At 48.3% G+C, this 19546-nt stretch carries 16 protein-coding genes; 10 read left to right on the plus strand and 6 right to left on the minus strand.

What is annotated here, in order from left to right:
- Positions 1-425 precede the first annotated feature (425 nt).
- Entirely contained in the window at positions 426-1190 is a 765-nt protein-coding gene (locus LHW45_05030) for a dihydrofolate reductase family protein (GenBank protein ID MCB5284938.1), read from the minus strand.
- 650 nt (positions 1191-1840) lie between these two features.
- Positions 1841-2326 (minus strand): hypothetical protein, encoded by a 486-nt coding sequence (locus LHW45_05035; protein ID MCB5284939.1) that lies wholly within the window; start codon positions 2324-2326, stop codon positions 1841-1843.
- Positions 2327-2530: 204 nt separating this feature from the next.
- Here LHW45_05035 and LHW45_05040 point away from each other — a divergent pair, with 204 nt between their 5' ends.
- The 7 genes from LHW45_05040 (at position 2531) to LHW45_05070 (ending at position 9774) form a co-directional block, all read left to right on the plus strand.
- A complete protein-coding gene (locus tag LHW45_05040; GenBank protein ID MCB5284940.1) occupies positions 2531-3778 on the plus strand; it encodes a sel1 repeat family protein in 1248 nt (415 codons plus the stop codon).
- 199 nt (positions 3779-3977) lie between these two features.
- On the plus strand, positions 3978-5468 hold the full coding sequence (locus LHW45_05045) for a PriCT-2 domain-containing protein (GenBank protein MCB5284941.1): 1491 nt from the start codon (positions 3978-3980) through the stop codon (positions 5466-5468).
- Positions 5455-5781: a hypothetical protein gene (locus tag LHW45_05050; GenBank protein MCB5284942.1), complete on the plus strand. Its 327-nt coding sequence runs from the start codon at positions 5455-5457 to the stop codon at positions 5779-5781. Before LHW45_05045 ends, LHW45_05050 begins: the two co-directional genes overlap by 14 nt.
- A complete protein-coding gene (locus LHW45_05055) occupies positions 5774-7111 on the plus strand; it encodes a DUF3987 domain-containing protein (GenBank protein ID MCB5284943.1) in 1338 nt (445 codons plus the stop codon). The genes LHW45_05050 and LHW45_05055 overlap by 8 nt, the downstream gene beginning before the upstream one ends.
- Positions 7112-7829: 718 nt before the next feature.
- Positions 7830-8213 (plus strand): hypothetical protein, encoded by a 384-nt coding sequence (locus tag LHW45_05060; protein MCB5284944.1) that lies wholly within the window; start codon positions 7830-7832, stop codon positions 8211-8213.
- Between the two features lie 61 nt (positions 8214-8274).
- Positions 8275-9009, plus strand: coding sequence for an RDD family protein (locus LHW45_05065; protein MCB5284945.1), 735 nt, complete (start codon positions 8275-8277; stop codon positions 9007-9009).
- An 81-nt stretch (positions 9010-9090) separates the two neighbouring features.
- Complete coding sequence (locus LHW45_05070; GenBank protein ID MCB5284946.1) at positions 9091-9774, plus strand: hypothetical protein; 684 nt, start codon at positions 9091-9093, stop codon at positions 9772-9774.
- 90 nt (positions 9775-9864) lie between these two features.
- On the opposite strand, the gene LHW45_05075 is transcribed toward LHW45_05070, so the two are convergent.
- The 4 genes from LHW45_05075 to LHW45_05090 all read right to left on the minus strand — a co-directional run bounded on the left by LHW45_05075 (position 9865) and on the right by LHW45_05090 (position 15767).
- Positions 9865-10821 (minus strand): sel1 repeat family protein, encoded by a 957-nt coding sequence (locus tag LHW45_05075; protein ID MCB5284947.1) that lies wholly within the window; start codon positions 10819-10821, stop codon positions 9865-9867.
- A 391-nt stretch (positions 10822-11212) separates the two neighbouring features.
- The gene (locus tag LHW45_05080) at positions 11213-12037 is read right to left on the minus strand and encodes a hypothetical protein (GenBank protein MCB5284948.1); all 825 of its coding nucleotides are present in this window, start codon (positions 12035-12037) and stop codon (positions 11213-11215) included.
- 70 nt (positions 12038-12107) lie between these two features.
- Positions 12108-14381, minus strand: a complete 2274-nt coding sequence (locus LHW45_05085; protein ID MCB5284949.1) for a hypothetical protein — start codon at positions 14379-14381, stop codon at positions 12108-12110.
- Between the two features lie 795 nt (positions 14382-15176).
- A complete protein-coding gene (locus LHW45_05090; protein MCB5284950.1) occupies positions 15177-15767 on the minus strand; it encodes a hypothetical protein in 591 nt (196 codons plus the stop codon).
- A gap of 480 nt (positions 15768-16247) precedes the next feature.
- Here LHW45_05090 and LHW45_05095 point away from each other — a divergent pair, with 480 nt between their 5' ends.
- From LHW45_05095 to LHW45_05105, 3 genes are all read left to right on the plus strand, one after another.
- Entirely contained in the window at positions 16248-16700 is a 453-nt protein-coding gene (locus tag LHW45_05095; GenBank protein ID MCB5284951.1) for a hypothetical protein, read from the plus strand.
- Positions 16701-17093: 393 nt separating this feature from the next.
- A complete protein-coding gene (locus tag LHW45_05100; protein ID MCB5284952.1) occupies positions 17094-17282 on the plus strand; it encodes a hypothetical protein in 189 nt (62 codons plus the stop codon).
- Positions 17283-18203: 921 nt separating this feature from the next.
- Positions 18204-19481 (plus strand): AAA family ATPase, encoded by a 1278-nt coding sequence (locus LHW45_05105; GenBank protein ID MCB5284953.1) that lies wholly within the window; start codon positions 18204-18206, stop codon positions 19479-19481.
- Positions 19482-19546 lie beyond the last annotated feature (65 nt).

A 19546-nucleotide genomic window follows, 5' to 3' on the forward strand; every position in this document is an offset into this window, starting at 1 on the left:
GCTATTCCGGGTAGGGGCCCAGGAATCCAGACGGTCCATCCGCCCAGCCCCAGCCTGCTATTCCGGGTAGGGGCCCAGGAATCCAGACGGTCTATCCGCCCAGCTCCAGCCTGTCATTCCGGGGTGGCGTTTTAACGCCGGGGTCCCGGAATCCAGACGGTCCGAGTAATGCCCTGGCAGGGTGCCGACACAGACGCAGTCTGCATCGGCCCCGCTTCCACCTGGGACTGGGATTGGCTACTCCCGCGAGGTCTGGATTCCGGGACCCCGCGTGCTGGCGCACGCTTCCCCGGAATGACAGTCCGGGGCGGGGGTGGGGGATGTTTCAATCCGTAAATCAGTTCAATCCGTAAATCCGTACACTCCGTGCATCCGTATGCAGTGGGAATGCCCGGCCCTGCCGTGGCCGCTCTTCCCCACCTCGCTCAGACAACCTTGTATCTCAGCCACAGCCTGTCGTTCGCCAGGTGCTTCACTTCCATCAGCCGAAGCCGGTTGGGCAGGAGCGTGGGCCAAACCGGTTCCGGCGAAGCAAACAGGGTGGGAATCGAAAAGCCGCCGATCACGAGCGGACACAGCAGGATATTGATCTCGTCCAGCAGCGAACCGCGGATCAGGGCGCCGCTCAGCCTTCCGCCGGAACTGGTGGCGATCGTGTTCACACCCAGCTTTGCCTTCACTTTGGCCAGCATTGCCGGCAGATCCACCCGCTCCCGCCCCTCGATCAGGTAAGGCAGGCGGCGCTCGCGCAGAAAGGCCAGATACTCCGGCGGCGCGGTCTCCGTGGTCAGATGCACCATATAGGTTTCCGGGTCGTCGCAGGCAGCCGTATAGCCGTTTCGGAACCTGCCCCGGCCATCGACCACCGCGGTCCAGGTTTTCCTCCCGGGACGATGGAGAATGTCATCCGGCAAAAAGTCCCGATACAGTTCGGCGGCGTCTCCCCCGAACTTGGGCAGTGGCGCCAATTCCTCGTTTTCCGCCACCAGCATGTTGCTGCCCTCCAAAAACATGTCCGGTTTATAAAGCTGGAATACGGCCTGGGTGAAGCCGGCCCATTCCTCCCCCGAAACCAGCATCCCGAAAAGCTCCGGCTGCTTGAAGGAGTCGAACATGGTGGTGTTTGGGCCCAAGGTGATCCTGCCGTCCACGGAGGCGCCCACATAGAGCACCACTTTCGGTCTGTCCATCTGATCCTCCCATTTTGTGTGTCCCTGCCATCAGGGCTGATTTCCCTTTTCCACGCCCGGGTGAAGCTGTCAATCACTTCTTCTTCGCGGCTCACCCCGACCCGAACAGTCATTCCGGGGAAAGGGAGGCTGCGTTGTTTGATCTGAGGACCCAGCCTTGCTGTCATTCCGGGGAAAGGGCGGCTGCGTTGTTAGTTCTGAGGACCCAGCCTTGCTGTCATTCCGGGGAAAGGGCTTCAGCCCTTGGGGCCCCGGAATCCAGGCCTGGCGGCAATAGCCAATCCCGCTGGCGTCGAGCGCAGCATCGACGGCAGCAATACTTCCTGTAGTCCATGCTCGTGCCTCGCTGGACTCCAGGGAAGGCCCCGGAATCCAGGCCTGGCGGGAATAGCCAATCCCGCTGGCGTCGAGCGCAGCATCGACGGCAGCAATACTTCCTGTAGTCCATGCTCGTGCCTCGCTGGACTCCAGGGAAGGCCCCGGAATCCAGACCTTGCGGGAATAGCCAATCCCGCTGGCGTCGAGCGCAGCATCGACGGCAGCAATACTTCCTGTAGTCCATGCTCGTGCCTCGCTGAACTCCAGGCTGGCGCAACTTTTTCCCTCTTTCTCCCCGTCTCCCCGTCTCTGTGCCTCTGCGTTAAGATCCCTCACATCACCCTGTCCCACTGCTCATACCCTTTCACGGCGTCCAACAGCCCCGCCTCCACGGCGCTTTTCACGGAGCGGCAGGGGAGGTCGTAAGTTTCGATGTCGGCGCGGCTGAGGCTTCTCAGGTCGATGGCGCTGAGCCCTTCCGCGGAGCCCAGGGGCGGGCCTTCCAGGCTGTAAGTTTTGGCCAGGTTCCACATCATTTTGGTGAAGGCGTTGTACCAGTTGTTCAGGGGCCGGCTGTAGTGTTTGGGAACGCGGTTGAAGCTGTCGCAATAGGCGGCCAGGTCCAGTTTGAAGCCATCCGTTGGCTGGATCAGCTTCAGGTTTGCGCCGATCGCCGCGAACAGCCGGTTCTGCTCCGTTTCCCGCCGTTTCACGTGCGGACGCGCTATCATCCGGTTCAGGCGCGGGTTGTAGTAATACACCAGCCCGTCACATTTGCCCCGGTAGGCCTGCAGCATGTTCTTGAAAAATACTTTCATGGTTCCTCCATTATTTAGGGGGAAAGCTAAGTTCCACCATCTTAAGAGGGTTACCAAAGCTGCTAACGTAATTCCGGCGTTTTGGAACATCCCGCCACCCCCAAAACCTTTCCCCATCAACCTTGCTCACTTCAGCCAGAAATGCTGTTGACAGGATATCCCCGCCGGAAAGATTATCCCCCCAGTGATCACAGGAGGTTCAAAATGTCTGAGAATAAGCCAGATGACTTATCAAGAGATATACTCAAGGAAGCAGAAGATAGTTACAACTTGGCCTTGGAACTCCATTTGCAAACCAAACTATCAGCCGCTGACAAGTTATTGATCATCGATTTAATTGAAGATGCTGCCGATAAAGGGCTTAAAAGCGCACAGCGGTTCCTGGGGCTGGGGCTCATCAACGGAGATCTTTGGGATAAAGATTTTTACGAAGGCATCAAATGTCTTGAAACGTCTGTGGACCCAACCAATCCTGAACGCATGTATGAAATCGCCTGGTTATGTGAGAAAGGTGAACACGACCCCCAGCTTGCCGCCAAATGGTATGAGCGTGCTGCCTCTCTTGCGTATAAACCGGCCATGTTCAGATTGGCTCTCATGTATGAAAAGGGCATTGGCGTTACCAAGAACCACAAAAAGGCATTCTCCCTTCTCAGACAGGTGGTGCTTATAAATGACTATCGCTATCAAATGACCATATCTCGCTATTATTATGACCATATCGGGACCAAAAAGAACAACCTCGAAGCGTATATCTGGTCCTTGATAGCGCAAGCAAAATCACTCCCTAACACTCGCTTGGCTTATTTTGATGAACTGGAGGGCTCACTGTCGGAAGATGAGAGATCAATAGCTCAGGATGAAGCAGAGAGGCGTTTTAGGATTCTGGAACAAAGAGAATTGACCGAAACGGACCTCCTCGAGTTCAACCCGGAACCGCCTGTGGTTACCAAGGTGGCTCCGTCAGCCGCTACTGTGCAAGATGAGATTAGCCACATCAAGCCCGAACCCGCCGACGACCCCGCCCCCGATCCCGGTTTGCCCGCCCTGTTGAAGGACTGGAAGGTAGCCGGCGTATCCAGCCTCACTATCCACGTCAATCTCCGCGAAAAAACCGTTCGTATCGTTCACAGCCGCAAAAGCAAAACCCTCACCAACGCCGATTTCGCGCGCCTTTTCACCCGCTACGCCCTGCCCCTCATCGTGGATCATCACGAGTCACAGCGGAGTTCCAAACCGAAGGTGGATTATGCTTCTCCCAGTCTCGCCCGGGGCGTTGACCTGACTTTGACCCGTCCCAACCACAAAACGGTCTCGGATGTGAATTCCAGGATTCGCTCTGTTTTCGGCCTGGGCAAGAAAGAACAGGCCTTCAAATGGATTAGCGCAAACCGACATGACACCAAAACCTTGAAGGCCAACATCAAAATAGAGGTCCATTATCTGAAGTGATTTTCCGTATCCGCCCTTTTCCGCGTGTATCCGCGTCTGTCCGGAAAGTTTTTTCCGGACTTTTTTTATTTCCTAACATTCTCTCCGTCAGATAGATACCGGTTTCCACGTCCGCGTTTTTTCCGCAGCCTTTCCATATGGAAACGGAGTAGGGTAGGCCCTCGTTCACGGGGGTACTACCAAAACAGGAGGTACAGCAATGTACCACGCCACCACCCTTCAAGGCTTCGTCAGCGAAGCCAAGCCCACCCCATCCCGGAAGGTCGACCTCCCGGTCGACCAAAAGCCCACGGGGCTTTGCGAAGAAGAACCAGGATCGCCCCTCCGGAGAGAGGTTAACGAGGACGTTAACCTTCCGATGCCACCCACCCCACCCCGTCACCACGCCACCCCGCCACCACCCCAAAACCCAATTCGTGCCATTCGTGTAATTCGTGGACAGCCCAACGCCGCCATCACCCGCCCCGTGACGGTCGGAATGGCCATCACAGCACCCGCCCTGATCGCCGAACGCGACGTCTCGTATGTGATGGATTGCGTGCGCGAGGGCCGCTTCGAGGGCAAAGACCTCAAGGCCCTCATCGTCACCATCCGCTCCCTGGCCGAACGCCAGGCCGGGATCGCCGCCGGGATGAAGAAGTCCCTGCCCTGGTTCAGCGGCTCCACCTTTCACCGCCGCCGCGGGAACGAGTTCTTCAAAGCCGCCTGGTTCATGGTTTTCGACCTCGACCACGTGCCGGATATCGAAGACTTGAAACACCAGGCCGTGGAGAAGCTGCCCTTCCTCCGCTACGCCTTCCAGAGCGTGCGCGACGGCGTGAAGCTTGTTGCCGAATTCGCCTCGCCCATTACCAAGGAAGACGATTTCCGGACCATCTGGAAGTACCTGGCCCTGCGCGTCGAGAAGGCTTTGGCCGTCAAGGTTGATTCCACTCCGGATCCCGCCCGCGCCTGTTTCCTTTCCTACGATCCGGAGTTGCTCACCAACCCCTCTTGCCGCCCCCTGGACCCGAAGAAGACGCTGCGGGAGGCCGAGGCCATCGCCGATCTGCTGCGGATTTTCCGCCCGGCCCCGCCCGTCATCCCAGCGCAGGCTGGGATCCAGAACCACCATCGCCCGGCCCCGCCCTGTCATTCCGGGGTGGGGGCTTCAGCCCCCGGGGCCCAGGAATCCAGACGGTCACACCAAAACAACTTCACATCCAAGTCGGGTTCGGCTCAGACGCAGTCTGGGTCGACACCCTCCGAGGACTATTCCCGCGAGGCCTGGATTCCGGGGCCCCTACCCCGGAATGACAGAGCGGCTGTGCCTTCAGGTGAAACCGCCCGGGACGGTGTGACCCCCCTTCCCCGTGATGACGGGGCGGATGGATCTTCGGACCAACACCCCCCAATTCGTGGAATTCGTGTAATTCGTGGACAGAACCCCGACGACTACGAGAAGGCCTCAAAAGTAGTCCTAAAACTCGCCCAGAGGCAGATTCCCTACTCCGACTGGTATCGCATCGGTTTGGCCCTTTACGCGGGCTTTGGCGAAGCCGGAAGACCCCTCTGGGACCTCTTCCTTGCCAATCCCCACTACCGCGACACCCAGCGCGAACTCGACGCCAAGTGGAATTCCTTCCGCGGCGTGCGCGAGATCACCCTGGCCACGCTGTTCGAGATCGGAGGGCGTCATGGCTGCCAATAACAAAAAACACGTTAAAACCGCTCCCAGCGGCAATTCCCGGGGTGCCCTCCGCCGTCTGCTGAAGAACCTGCGCCGCGGCCGCCTGCTTTGGAGGTTCGAGAGCTTCCGCGATTTCCGTGAGGTCATGGAGCCCGGCCTCCGCTGGAGCGACCTTCCCCTGGCGTTTTGGGAGGTGGAGCCCTGGACGTGCTGGATTGCCTTGAGACAGGTCACTGCGTGTCATTCCGGCCCCCCCGACCCCAACCCCGCGATTCGTGCCATTCGTGTAATTCGTGGACAGAACATTCGTGGTCAGGAGGAAGAAAATGCGTAAGGAACTCCTCGAGCTCTTCGGCAAGAAGCCCTCCGTGGATCTGGACCTGGCGAAGATCCCGCCGGTGCTTCGCGATTACATCCGCATCACTTCCAAAAGCACGGACTGCCATCCCGGCCTGCTGGTCACCGCCTGGCTGCCCCACATCGCCGTGAATCTGGGCAACCGCGTCTGGATGCTCTCCAATTCCAAAAGGATCTATCCCAACATCTGGAGCTGCCTCCTGGGGCCATCCTCGATCTCGCGCAAAACCACCGCCCTCACCTTTGCCGGCTACACCATCGCGCCCCACGAGCAGATCTGCGCGGACCTTCCGCTGGATCTCTACGAGGCCAAGACCTTGGTGCTATCGAACGTGACCTATGCCAAGCTGCTCTCCCTGCTGGCGGCAAACAGCTCCCGCGTGTTCGTCCACAACGAGCTCTCCGCCTGGCTGGCCGAGATGAACAAACACTTCAATTCCGGCTACAAACAGACCATCACCGAGCTCTACGACGGCATCTCCAAGACCGTGAGCAACCTCACCGTCACAGAACGCATCCGTAATCCCGCGCTCAGCATCGCCACCGCCACCACCGAGGCCTGGATGTACCGCAACATCCGCGAGAATTCCGACCAACTGGGCGGCTTTCTCCAACGCTACATCTACTTTTTGGTGAGGGACATCAACCTCGACGACATCAGCCTCCAGACCAGGGAGGGCGAAAACCTGGAAGACTGCCTGGCCATCTACGACACCATCTTCAGGGTCTTCCGCGCCATTCCGGATTGCCACCGCCTCCGCCTTTCGGAAGCAGCCATCACACTGCGGAATGAAGTCTACCAAAGCCAGTACCGCGTCTGGTTCGCCACCAACAACGACGAGTTGATGAGCTACTTCACCCGCATCTACGACGGCTATTTCTACAAATTCTGCGCCATCTTCACCCTGCTGGAAGCCTGGGAAGAGCTGGACGCCGCCATCAAGCGCGGCTGCTGCGAGAAGTTCTTCGAACAGATCCGCGTCTCGGAGGAAACCGCCGCCCAAAGCCTCTATCTCTGCGACTTCTACTTCGCCAACACCATCCCCTTCCTGATGATCGTATGCGAACAGGACAAGCTGGCCGGAGAGAGGAAACTGGTGGATTTGCTGGTGAACAAGTACAATGGCAAGGCCTTGCACACCACCCTGCTCAACTCCTCGCACATGAAAAAACGGGAATTCAATGAGTGCGTATCCAGCCTTCTGGAGCGGGAAGCGATTATGGTTGAGGCCTACAAAATGAGCAATGGGAAAGTCGGAAAAGCCTATCAGGTATCCGAAATAATCAAATCATCATGGGATAATTAACAGCTGAAAGCGAGGGAGGGGCAACCCTCCCTTTATTCTACCGACCGCAGTAGGTATAAAGTAGGTAGAGAGGCTTGTATCCCTTTAATGGCCTGTATTTCAAGGGGTCAGACTCACAAAAATCACCTCTCTTATATATACCAGCGCTTTATGCTGACATGCAGAATGCAGAGAGTGCTAACTAACTATTGTAGATATATATAGATATATATAATATATTATAGATTTATATTTTATTATATATTACATTACTTCCCTACCTACTCTCACATTTCCAGATATAAGAGGACCGTTTTTTGTGACTCTGTATACCTCTAACACATATGCAGCCTTCATTTCAGGGCTCTCTACCTACTCTCTACCTACTGCGGTAGGTAGAGGATGGGAAAGAACTCGTGTGGATTTGTGAATGGTTAGCTGGAAAGGTAAGCCTTGTTCCCAGCAAGCTATGCCGGTCTCGCTGATGTGATCCATTTCCCCCTCAATCGCAGAAGCCCCGCTCATCCCCAAGCAACGCCCAAGCCATGTCCGCAGCCGAACATGGGCGGGAGGTCAGTAGCGCGTGGGGAAGTCTTTCACAATCAAGGTGTGGCACAATAGTAGTGGTAAACACATAACGCTCATCCATGTTCAATTCGTTGCATTAACCCAGCCCTGAAAAAAACATCTTGACACAATGTTGTCTTCACGCATTATGAAAATTAAGGAGTTTCAAGCTATGAGTAAATCATTTCAATTGGTCTTGGCCACACTCTGCATGCTTGCTATGGCGGGGTGTGATCTGATTGGCGAACCTCAGTGTAAAATCCCTGAAATCGCTTTGGATGACGGCAAGATCATCATCGGGACGAAAACCTATGGCGCGGAAGTGGCCTATACGATAGGCTGGGAGGGAGAAGAGCCTCCGGACCCCAATACATCATCTTCAGTTTACACCGAACCTATTTCGCTATGGGGACAACCTCCAGCCATAGTGAAAGCCCAGGCTTACAAGGACGGATTTAGGAACAGCAGGATCGCTACAAAAGAACTTGACTTTGAGGAATCAGCGTTTATCGACACATTGAATCTCCCCGTAGTCGACTCAGTTATGTATTGGTAAACGCTGGTAGGAAATATGGATATCACAATACATACTAAATTTGTTTAACAGGGGGGATACAATGCATATTCTCATTTCCTTATTGCCAGCTATTCTGATAATTGCTTTGTTCGTGATCATACTGACAAAGTATTCCAGGATAGCCAAGAGAACCAACTTGTCATTAGGGCTTCAGGAACGCGCATCTCACGGAGAAGAGCAGATAAATGCTGAAGATTCAGAGGAAGGTCATACAGAGTTAACAAAAGAGGCGGTGGTGGAATGTTATCAAATCAGACCATGGATCAGATATTGGGCCAGAATTCTAGATCTGTTAATCTTCCAAGTGGTATTTACTCTTCCAGCCACTTACTTTCTATTAGACCCTGCTACCATGAATTCTTTAGAATATTCCCCTCTATTTTTCCCAATAAGTATTTTCTCTATGTTCGTTTTTTGCTTTTATCAAGCAGGAATACACAGTTTGTTCGGATCAACATCCGGAAAGGCACTTATGAAAATAAGTCTGGCAAACGCGGATGGAACTCCTATCTCCTTTAGGCAGCTACTAAAAAGGGAGTTTGGTGTTTATACTGCCGGCATGGCTATTGGAGTACCTTATCTTGGTGTTTTCTCAATGCTGTGGTCGATGAAGAAGTTGGCGACGACTGGAAAGACATTTTGGGATGAAGAAGGCAGCTTTGTTGTACGGCATCGTATTATAGGACTGAGGAGAATCATTGCATACATCGTTATCATATTCGCGATAATTATTGGAATATCTGTGTTACGTGTTTTAGCCACCAATGGCTATTGATATCCCAAGATGTATTCATGGTGTCTTGTAGTAAAAACTGATTCGATGGATATACGAAAGAGTAATAAAAGGGGTTTCGACATGATAGAAAAGAAGATAGTAGTTATTCTATTATGCGCTATTCTAAGCGCATACGCTGTTGGCTGCAATGCAATAAATGGGAGCAAGCCAGCGCGAAAAAGCGCCGCAAGTTACGATGGCTGGGTGACTGTCTCTTTGCCTGGCGTCTGTACCTTTCAATATCCTCCAACAATGGAGCTTGAGAACGAAGCGCACAGGGAGTTCAAAGAGACGCTCGCCAAAGAGATTTTAAACGTCACCAGTGATCTCAGCCGGGTTGTGGTGCACCAACAGGGGCTCAACGATTACGAAGGGAAAGCGTTTGACAGATATGCCAGGATTCTAGTAAACACGGAGCAAGTTAATGCAGGGGACTTTCCCTGTTTGGATGACAAGCTGGTGTTTTCAAAAGCCGAATTGGAAGAATTGAAAACATATTTTGAAGAAGGGATGGCACAACAAGGACCAACAATCCAGGTGCTTGAAATGTACCCCTGCGAGGTCGTAAACATCAATGGGACAGATGCTCTGAAAGTATCATATTTAAGAACAGGCCCGTATCAAAAACCAGTTTTTGTGACCCTATACATCTTCTACGATTACGATCGCAGTTATACTATCACAACCTCGTACAGGGTATCAGAAGCCGATATCTGGAAATCTGACCTGGATAAAGTAATTTACACCGTCGAATTTGCTGAATAACCCCCAAAACTGTCGGACAAAAACTCGGTTAGGGCAAGAAATCATTAGATCTGAGAGTCAGGCTCAAACAGCGATGATCTGAGCAGTTTTTCAGTCCTTTGGAGGATTCTCCTCCATCCACTTTGAGGCCTTTGCCTGGATCTCCTCTCGCTTTTCTTTACCAAGTGTTTCGCTGATTCTATCTCTATTGTTTAATCCATCTTCGTTGCCCCCAGCAGCGGCCAAAAGATACCAATAATACGCCTCAGTATTACTTTTTTCCACGCCCTGCCCGTTTTCATAGCAGATTCCAAGGTTGTTTTGAGCGTAAGAATATCCCTGTTCCGCAGCAAGGCGATAATACTTTATTGCCTCACCTTGGTTCTGTACCAAGCCTTTGCCTTCTTCATATAGAATTGCTATTGCATTCTGAGCATAGGCATCACCTTGATCTGCTGCCTTTTGATACCACTTGGCTGCTTCTTTGATGTCTTTTTCTACTCCTTCGCCGTTTTCATAACACCAGCCTAAATTAACCTGGGAACTTGCAAAATTTTGGCTGGCAGCTTTTCTGAACCAAATCAGCGCTTCTCCCATATCTTTCTTTACTCCAAGGGCATCACGATAACTGACACCCAGATTGTGCTGTGCAACAGCATTACCTCTTTCTGCAGCTTGGCGCGTCAATTCCAAGGCTTTTGAGTAGTCTTTTTTTACTCCACGGCCTTCATAATACATATAGCCTAAATTTCTCAGTGCATCAGCGTTTCCTTGTTCAACTGCTAAACTTAACCACTTGAAGGCTTCACTATCGTTCTGAGGAGTACCATCCCCGAAATAATAGAGTTTTCCAAGCTGATACTGACCTGCCGCGTGACCAGATTCAGCCGCTTTTGTGAACAATTTCAGAGCTCGCGCATAATCCTTCTTCTCGAGACTATCGTCAATACACTTCATGCCTTGCTGATAGTATTCCTCGCCTTTGGCCTTCTTGTTTTCCATCAAATCACATCCGATGAAAGAAAGAGCAACGCACAGCAAAACAAGAATCAAACTTAACTTTTTCATGTTTCCTCCCATAAACTCATCGTAAATATATGTATCTTCAACTCAGTTTATTTGTCAAGCGGATTCTGCCAACGCGGATTTGTAAGGTTTAAAGCTATGTGACAACGAAATCTGCAAATTGTGCAGCGAAAACTGCAAAACGGTCGCATCGTAGGACATCCTTACTCATCCTTACCTGGACGCTTTTAGGTGGTTTCTGACAGGATTTCTGAATATCGAACGATGCATAGCATTGGTTTGATGATAGTAATCCCATTCTAGTTGATGCTGCGCTCAATACCCGGATAAATCGTGCTCGACACACTCACGTCTCTCTGATTCTATAAATTGAACACTTACGCGAGCAGCGTGTCTGAGTTTAAATCCAAAATCGGATTTAGCCTCTTGTACGCTAGTCATGTGATTCATTTAATATTTTTTTGCCTGCGATGAAAGAATCGTGAAATGTGTTACTAGCTTGCTTACTAATTGTATCATAAGAGATCGTATAGAAAAGGCAATTGGTTTTTCTTCGTTTTATGTACTTGAGAAACATACTTGCTGCCTTAGTTTTAAACCAAGATCTAGACTCAGATGGATATAGCTTGGAATTTGTCCACTGAAAAGCACCTACTAGATCTGCCATTTGTACTCCAATAGAGTACTCATCTTTGCAGAAAACAGGCTCTAAGATGTTTCCAAAATTCTTAATACAGTCTATTGTCCCATATCCAGTTACAACAGCACCCATCAAATTGTTATGCGATCCTGAATACATCTGATACATATTTGAGTACGATTTATTGAGCCCCAAATCAATAATCGGAATAATGAAGTTTTTTTCTGCATAGGAGTTTAAGTAACATAGGTGATTAAACCACACATCGCCCAGATAACCCTCTTTCCCCTTTGGTATTACATTTGAAAAACTATGAGTTGAATGTACTCCGTGTATGAAAACAATTTCTGCATATGAATAAATTTTCTTGAGGAGGTAATCCCATACCTTGAATTTCTCATGGTCGTTCAACTCAGGGCAGAAATCACTTGAGTGATAACCTGGTAAATAGCGCATTGGCCGTTGCCCCGTTCTTTCTTCATGCTTTTTTGCATAATTAGATAGAACCTCATTTCTAAGTCTAATGTATTGGGATGGTGTGATCAGAAATCCAGATATCTGAGAGTAACTTTTATCAGCGTTGAACGCTTCATCCGTGAACACCAGCAGTGATTTCAAGGATTATTTCCTGACCAATCATAATGTATCTGCATTGCTAATGACCTAAATCACAACAATCTTGATGATATCATTTCTTAACAGTGGATGAGTCATATGATTGGTGATCTCTCAGGTAGATATCTATCATTTCCTGGTTACTTATGTATAAACTATGATCGTTGTCTTTGATTGACATCAGTCTGTTGTTAATTAGTTTAACGTCGTAATGCTTGCTGAGATCTTCTATACTGAATCTAAATTCTTGTTCTTCACCATTAATAAACCTTCTGCTTTTCATACGGGATACAAGCATAATCAGCTTGTCCTTATCTTTGTAGATATCCTCAATAAATGCCTTCCAGCTTCTTGAATCGTCCCAATCAACCCAGCAATTATAGATAAAGGGAAAATCTCTCAAACCGAAAAGTATGGAAGCATGTCTTGTAATCAATGAGATTGCTTCCTTTTTAACTTCTTGTATTTCATCAGGTGTGACGAGAGGAACTACATATGGATCCTTTTTTCTATCATCGAGAAGTGAGTTAGTTAAATGTACCGGACCGTATACACCAGTAGTTTCTTTTATCGCATTGATTATGGCCTTTAACCTATTCGGTTGCTCGATTTTCTCTAATACAAGATCAACCAGAAATCCTAAATACCATTTAGCATCGAAATCCAATGAGTCTTCCTGTATGTCAGGCGTAGTATCTGATAGATTAAAAGCCGTTAATAGAATAATATTTAAAGATGACTGAGTGTAATCTATTGATTTCTTTATCTCGGACATGAGACGTTTGATCAGCTTGACCAGTAGGTTGTCCCCAAGATGTCTTGTAAAAACATCAGTTACTGTATCCAAGCTTTTACTTTGCAAAATTTCATGTATATCCGCAAGCATTATTCTATCACCAACGCTGAAAATATCCCATGTGAAGTATTTATCAAAATGATTGGGATGGCATACTCTCTGCTTATGATCCATTTCGTCCAAATCAACATATGGTGATCGATCGAAGTCATTCCGATATTTGCCAAGTTCCGGGAACATTCTCCATACGAGTTTTTGGATAATGTTAGCGTTTGTAGATGTGGATAATACGTCTTCAGCTTGTTTGTTGATATCCTTGTTTTCTTCATTTTTTGCGGTTTCATCGATAACAATTTGACCCGGAGGATTGCTACCTGTATAGAAGTATTTGTGATTCCTGATATAACGATGATAGCTTGGGGAAAAGTATTTAATAGCCTCAATGACCGTAAAATCGTGTATGCTGACATTAAGAAATCCATTAACAACAAACTTGGGTATGTTTAATCCAATTAAGTTCAGCACTCCTTTAACATCACGAAGGTTGTGAAACAGATCAAAGAATCCATCACGAATCATAAATCCCCAATGCGTCATATCTTCGTGATATTGTTTTTGTATATTCGTGATATTGTGACCTTTAACAATCTCGTCAAACTCATAATTAAACAACTCTTCCAACTGACCCTCTCTAATGAGAGGTATGTCAATCCATAACTGCACGATCTTTTTTAAATATTCATGTCCATCTACGCCGTAATCCGCAACTGAAAGACATTTCTGTACTATCTCACTGTCACAAGCCATAACAAAAACGCAGTTTGGTAACTCGGCACAAATTCTTAACAAACGGAGTACACTTTTTATCTCAGCGACCTCAAGCCGATCTATATCGTCTAAAATAACAATGATTCGAGAATCAGGTTTATCCAGTGCTTTGGATATCTTATCGTTTAATTTTGAAACCGGGCTCCCCACTCTGACAATAAATGCAATGAATTCAATAATCAGATATATTGAAGCAACGGCGCCAAGTCCTATGATGATCCATCCTGCCCAAATCGGAGGATATGGAATGATTCTAAAAATGTTTAAGGAAACAAAGAACGCAAATATGCTGATGACAAATCCCACAATTTGGATCGTATTTAACAGCGGTTGTTGAGATAAAGTTTTTCCATAGACCAAAAAGTCCTGCGAAAGCCTATATGTGTTATGATGAGAACTAGTAAGGTTAGCTGCTAGCTGTTCAAAAAAAGCTGGAATCAGATCATCCGAGCTGTTTGTGTAAAACCAGGGGTTGAATTCAAAAACTAGCGTCCCACCTCTTCTATGTGATTTCTTATCTCTTGCCTTTGTCTTGTCGTTCAGATAGGACTTCAATAAATTTATAAAAGAAGTTTTACCGCAGCCCCATGGGCCATTTAATAGAATGCTCATGCTATGAGGGTGTTTCCAGGTTAGTATCAAATCAGCAAATTTTCTGGCTGTTTCTTTCCTACCCAAAGTATCTTGCCCAGGTCCTGTTATTGGGGTATCAAAGATATCCATATTGTCCTCTAAGAGATAATCAACTTGATGAAATGATAGTAATCGTCTGAATAGACTTTTTCATTTTCATTGCCTGTTGTAGCGAGGTTGGAATATTCCGATCAGAAATGATTCCACCACGTAAAGCCTATCCTCATCTATTTCTTTATCGTGAGCTGAAATGACCAAAACATCGTAGGTTTCTTGTAAGGTTTTAACCCAATCTTTTCGAAATCTCATGGCTTGTTGGCTGTTTATAACTTTAATCCCTTTATTTTCTTAAAAAACTACCTTTGGAAACATGACTCCGATTTGAGAAGGAAGTGCTTTTGAATCCTTTGATATATAGAGCTTTCATTATTGTAAGTTAGGTGTGTACCACCAACTCCTATGTAATCTATCTTGCCGCTTAATCGATCTATGAAGAAATACCACCCTGATTTCCGCATAAGTTGTGGTATAAACAAGCGATACTTAATCTCATTGACTTCATTATCTAGATATTCCCTTATCTCTGTTATCTGATTCAGTTGTAACCAGTTTAGGTGATACATCTCAGTTTCCTGCTGGTAAACAAGACAATGCAGAACATCCAGGATAGTATTGTTGAAATTATCCGGGTTGATTCATAATCTGAGATATCAAAATATCCACGCAGCATACTATATCCATTATCCAACACATGAAAAAAACCTTAGTTTCATAACAACGTTATGACATCATATTTGTCAAGAAATATTTATTCTAAATGAAGAGATGCTTGATCTGAATACCTCAACAAAAGACCATAATCATGTTACTCTATTCATTCAATCATCACTCCATCCACGCGAACAGCCGGCCGGTTTTGATCCGGGTTTTCAGCCAGGCGCAAAGCGGGGGATCCTCCTTGTGGGCGGCGCGGAAGAGGCGCCAGAGCTGGGTCATGAGGTTGTGATAGGCCTTGTCGCGTTCGGGGCGTGAGTTTTTGATCTCGCCGCCGGGTTTGCCGATGCGCTTGAGTTCTTTCTCCAGGAAATCCAGTTCCCAGGCGAGGTCCGGGTTGTTGTTTCCGGCGGCGATCTGGGCGCGAAGCTGGTTTCGGCGCTTCAGGTAGGCGGCCAGGGCGCGGGTGTCGGCCAGGGGGATGGGATCGAGGTCCAGGGCGTGAAGCTGGCCGGGCGTGGGGTATTCGCCGCGGCTGAGGCAGACCAGTTCCTGGGGACTGTAAACCTGGCCGGGGGTGGAACGCAGTACGGCCACGATTTTGGCGCCGCCGAGGTGGGCGTGGCGGCGGAGGAAGGCTTCCGGGGACTGACCACGAATTTCACTAATGTTTTGTCCACGAATTACACCAATTTCACGAATTGAGGCGTTTTGGTCCGAGGATGGAGCCGCTGTGTCATTCCGGGAAGCGTGCGCCAGCACGTTGGGACCCGGAATCCAGGCCTTCGGGGTAATGCCCCCAGAGGGTGTCGCCACAGACGCAGTCTGTATCGACCCCGCCTTGTCTGTGATGTTGTTTTGATTTGACCGTCTGGATTCCGGGGCCCCTTCGGCACCCCACGAACTCGCTGCGCTCGTCCGCGAGGACCCCGCCTCCCCGGAATGACACAGTGGGTCTGGGTGGTGGGTGGATCTGGCTTTATCGACGGGGATCTTACCTCGTTCAAGAATGCCCTTGTACATCATCTAACTCCTTGATATATTATTTGCTTGGATATGGTCAAAGATATTGAAGGACGGATATTAGTCAAGAGATATTTGGCATAATATGGGAGAAAAAGAGAAAGGGAGAAAGAGTTTTTCCGGGGCGGTGAGAGAGCGGCCTAAAGTGATGGGGCGCAGAGAGTAACCCTGTATTCATGGAGGGGCATCCTTCCAAATCCAAATAAGGAGGACAAAGCCATGAAGGTAAGATTCAAATACGGCATCGCCACCTACAGCGGCACCATCGACGAGATGGTGTATGGTTCCTACCGCGACGACAAGCTCTGCATCGGGCGTGAGTACGTCTATCCGCGGCTGACCGCCAACAACGAGGCGCTGGGCAGCGTGGGCAGCAACCTGGCCATTCTGTGGGCCAACGCTTCGGCGGAGTACAAAGCCGACCTCAAAGAGTACGGCCTGCGCAACGGCAGCCAGAACATCCCCAAAACGCAGCTTCCGCCCACCAACTACGCCCTGTGGATCAAGCTGATGTACGCCTGGAAAGAGGATACGCCCAGCGTTGACCTCGCCACGCTCACCGTCGAGGACTTCGAGCTGGCCGGCGCCAGCGTGAGCACCGTGAAAAACGCCATCGACAACGGCTACCTGGACAAGGTCGGCACCTACGACGACCTCACCGAAGCCTACTAACCGGAGGGATGAGGGGCTGGGAGACCGGCCCCTTCTTTAATTCGTCGCGGAAAAGCGCGGAAAAAGGGAAAAGTGGACAAAAAAAAAGAGATTAATAGGAACGCGGATGACAGGATCGACAGGATCAATGGGATTTATAAAACAGAGGGACAGAGGGACAGAGTTATGTACCATAAGCTTCAGCTTGTTGGGTGCCCGAGATTCATCTCGAGGCACAAGGATAAAAACAGAGGGACAGAGGGATAGAGAGGGATTTTAACACAGAGAATAGCAGAGATTAAACACAGAGAAAAGCAGAGCATAAGCGGAGGAAAGAACATTAACACTCCAATCCGTCGAATCCGTTTAATCAGTTGAATCCGTAGGTAAAAAAACCAAACAAAGGAGGGACAAGTGAACGAGAACCTGCTGAAAGAACTCGCCCGGGAACTGGCCACCAAGGTGAACAACCTGGTGGATATCCCCATCATCAAGGAAGACGATGAACAGGCGTTCTTCGAACTGATCATCCTGCTCATGCTGGAACTGGTCTTCAATCGCCTGGGTTTCAAGAACGTTGTCGAAATCTCGCCGCGTGCGTGAAACGCAAACTGCGCAAGAGGCGCAAGACAGCTAACAAAGAACTGGATTCCGGGGCCCCTTCCCCGGAATGACAGATCGGGCCTGCACTTCCGTGTGGGCCTTTTTTTAACACAGAGACACAGAGATGGGGAGACACAGAGACAGAGAGAAGGAGAGAAATGGGGGAAATGTTTTTTAACACAGAGAAAAGCAGAGGAAACGTAAAGGGACAGAGAGATAATAGAACGCTGATGACGCGGATCAATATGATTCACGCGGATTATTTCTCTGTGGCTCTGTGGTAAAGTCCTTTTCTCTTTTTCTCTGTGTCTCCGTGCCTCTGTGTTAAAAGGTTTGGCTATTCCCGCATGGCCTGGATTCCTGGGCCCCAGGGGCTGAAGCCCCTTCCCCGGAATGACAGCAAGGCTGGGCCTTCAGAACAAACAACGAAGCTATAAAGTGACACCCCAAATGTCATATAGCCATCACTGTGACAAAGAGGCATAAGCCTTTATCTGGTGCAGAGATGCTTAGGACTGCTTTCGGAAAGATGTCACAGTGGTTTTGGACTTCTTTGGACTGGTTTGTGACAGCTTTGTGTCAAATATGGACTGATTTCAGACTGGTTTCGGAAATGCCTGAATCTCAACAAAATAGACCAGTTCGGAATACTCGCAGTGTGTGTAGAACGGTTGGTGTCAGAGATTTATAAGAGGTCTGAAATCAGTCTATCATTATACTTAACTAGTCCCTAATCAAAAATGGATCAACCGGATGATTCCACTCTACAGAGGCATTCTAATCAACAATAATCTGGGCTTTTTTTAAATCATAGGCTATTAACATCTTGACAGATACTTGTTTCCTTTTAGTGTTGTTAGATACGTACATTTTAATTTGTATCTTACCAGACGGTTCGATAGAGCCAATAAGGAGGATTTAATGGCTCATTTACTGGAAAACGTGATAATATCCAATTTCAAATCCGTAGAAATAGTTGAGATATCACTGCAAAGCTACAATGTTATGGTTGGTTATAACAATGCAGGAAAATCAAATATTCTCAAAGCTGTTAGCTGGCTCTTTAAAAAGAGCACTCTTGGCCCTGAGTGTTTCAAAGACATAACTAAACCAGTATCGGTCGAGGGTATCATCACTGGAGTCGATGAACCAATTATTTCTAGACTCCCACAAAACCAAGCAACAGCTATGCAACCTTATATAAAAGGCTGCAAGTTGATAATCCGCAGAATTCAAAATACTCCTAACACAAGTTCAAAACTTCAAGTCTTGTTTGAAAACTCTGCTGATGGATCTTCAGAATGGAGAGACTCCCCAACGGGCATAGAAGCCGGTATATCTCTTCTATTCCCAGAACCAATCTTTATTAATGCTATGGAAGACGCTGCAGAAGACTCAAGTAAGTATAAAACCAGTACTACAATAGGAAAACTGCTTTCCACGATTTTCAATAACATTCAAGCTGAACATAATGAAACCATTACACAGGCTTTTTCGTCATTTCAGAATTTGTTCTCTGCTTCAGGAACCAACAGAATTCAAGAATTAGTATCCTTCGATGATGATGTCTCGGGAGTTATTAGTACCTTTTTCCCAGGTTTGAGAATCAAGGCTCAGATTCCAGAGATAGAATTTAAGGAAATACTAAAAAGTGCAACTATCTCTACTTTCGAGGATGGTGATACCACCGGTAAAGAGATTTCGATTTTAGGGCATGGCGCACAACGAGCCATTCAAATGGGATTGATTAGATACTTGGCCGACCAGAAACGATCCCAAAGCACTACCGTTAACAATACATTGCTCCTAGTTGAAGAGCCTGAGTTATATATGCATCCACAGGCAATTGATAATGTTAGAGATGCGATGAAGTCGCTATCAGACATAGGCTTTCAGGTGTTGATTTCAACACATTCACCAAGGCTTGTTACTAAAGATGATGTTAGATCTACATTGCTAGTGACCAAACAGAACAACGCCACTACTATAAGAAAAACACTTTTTGAGGCTGTAAGCGAGGTAGAGAAGAATGCTCCAACACAGCTTGACTTGCTGTTTCAGCTATCAAATTCATCAAACATCCTCTTTTCAGATAAAGTGCTATTAATTGAGGAAGACCTTTGCGTAATACCAAAGAGTCCAGCTTTCCAGGATCTACTTTGTAGTTATCCACAATTTTTCCAGAATTTCCCAACATGAACCCTGAAAAAGCTCAGTTATCCACATATTTTGCCCTCATTCCATCCCGTTTCCCTCATTTTCAG

The sequence above is a fragment of the Candidatus Cloacimonadota bacterium genome (genome assembly GCA_020532085.1).
Classification (GTDB): domain Bacteria; phylum Cloacimonadota; class Cloacimonadia; order Cloacimonadales; family Cloacimonadaceae; genus Syntrophosphaera.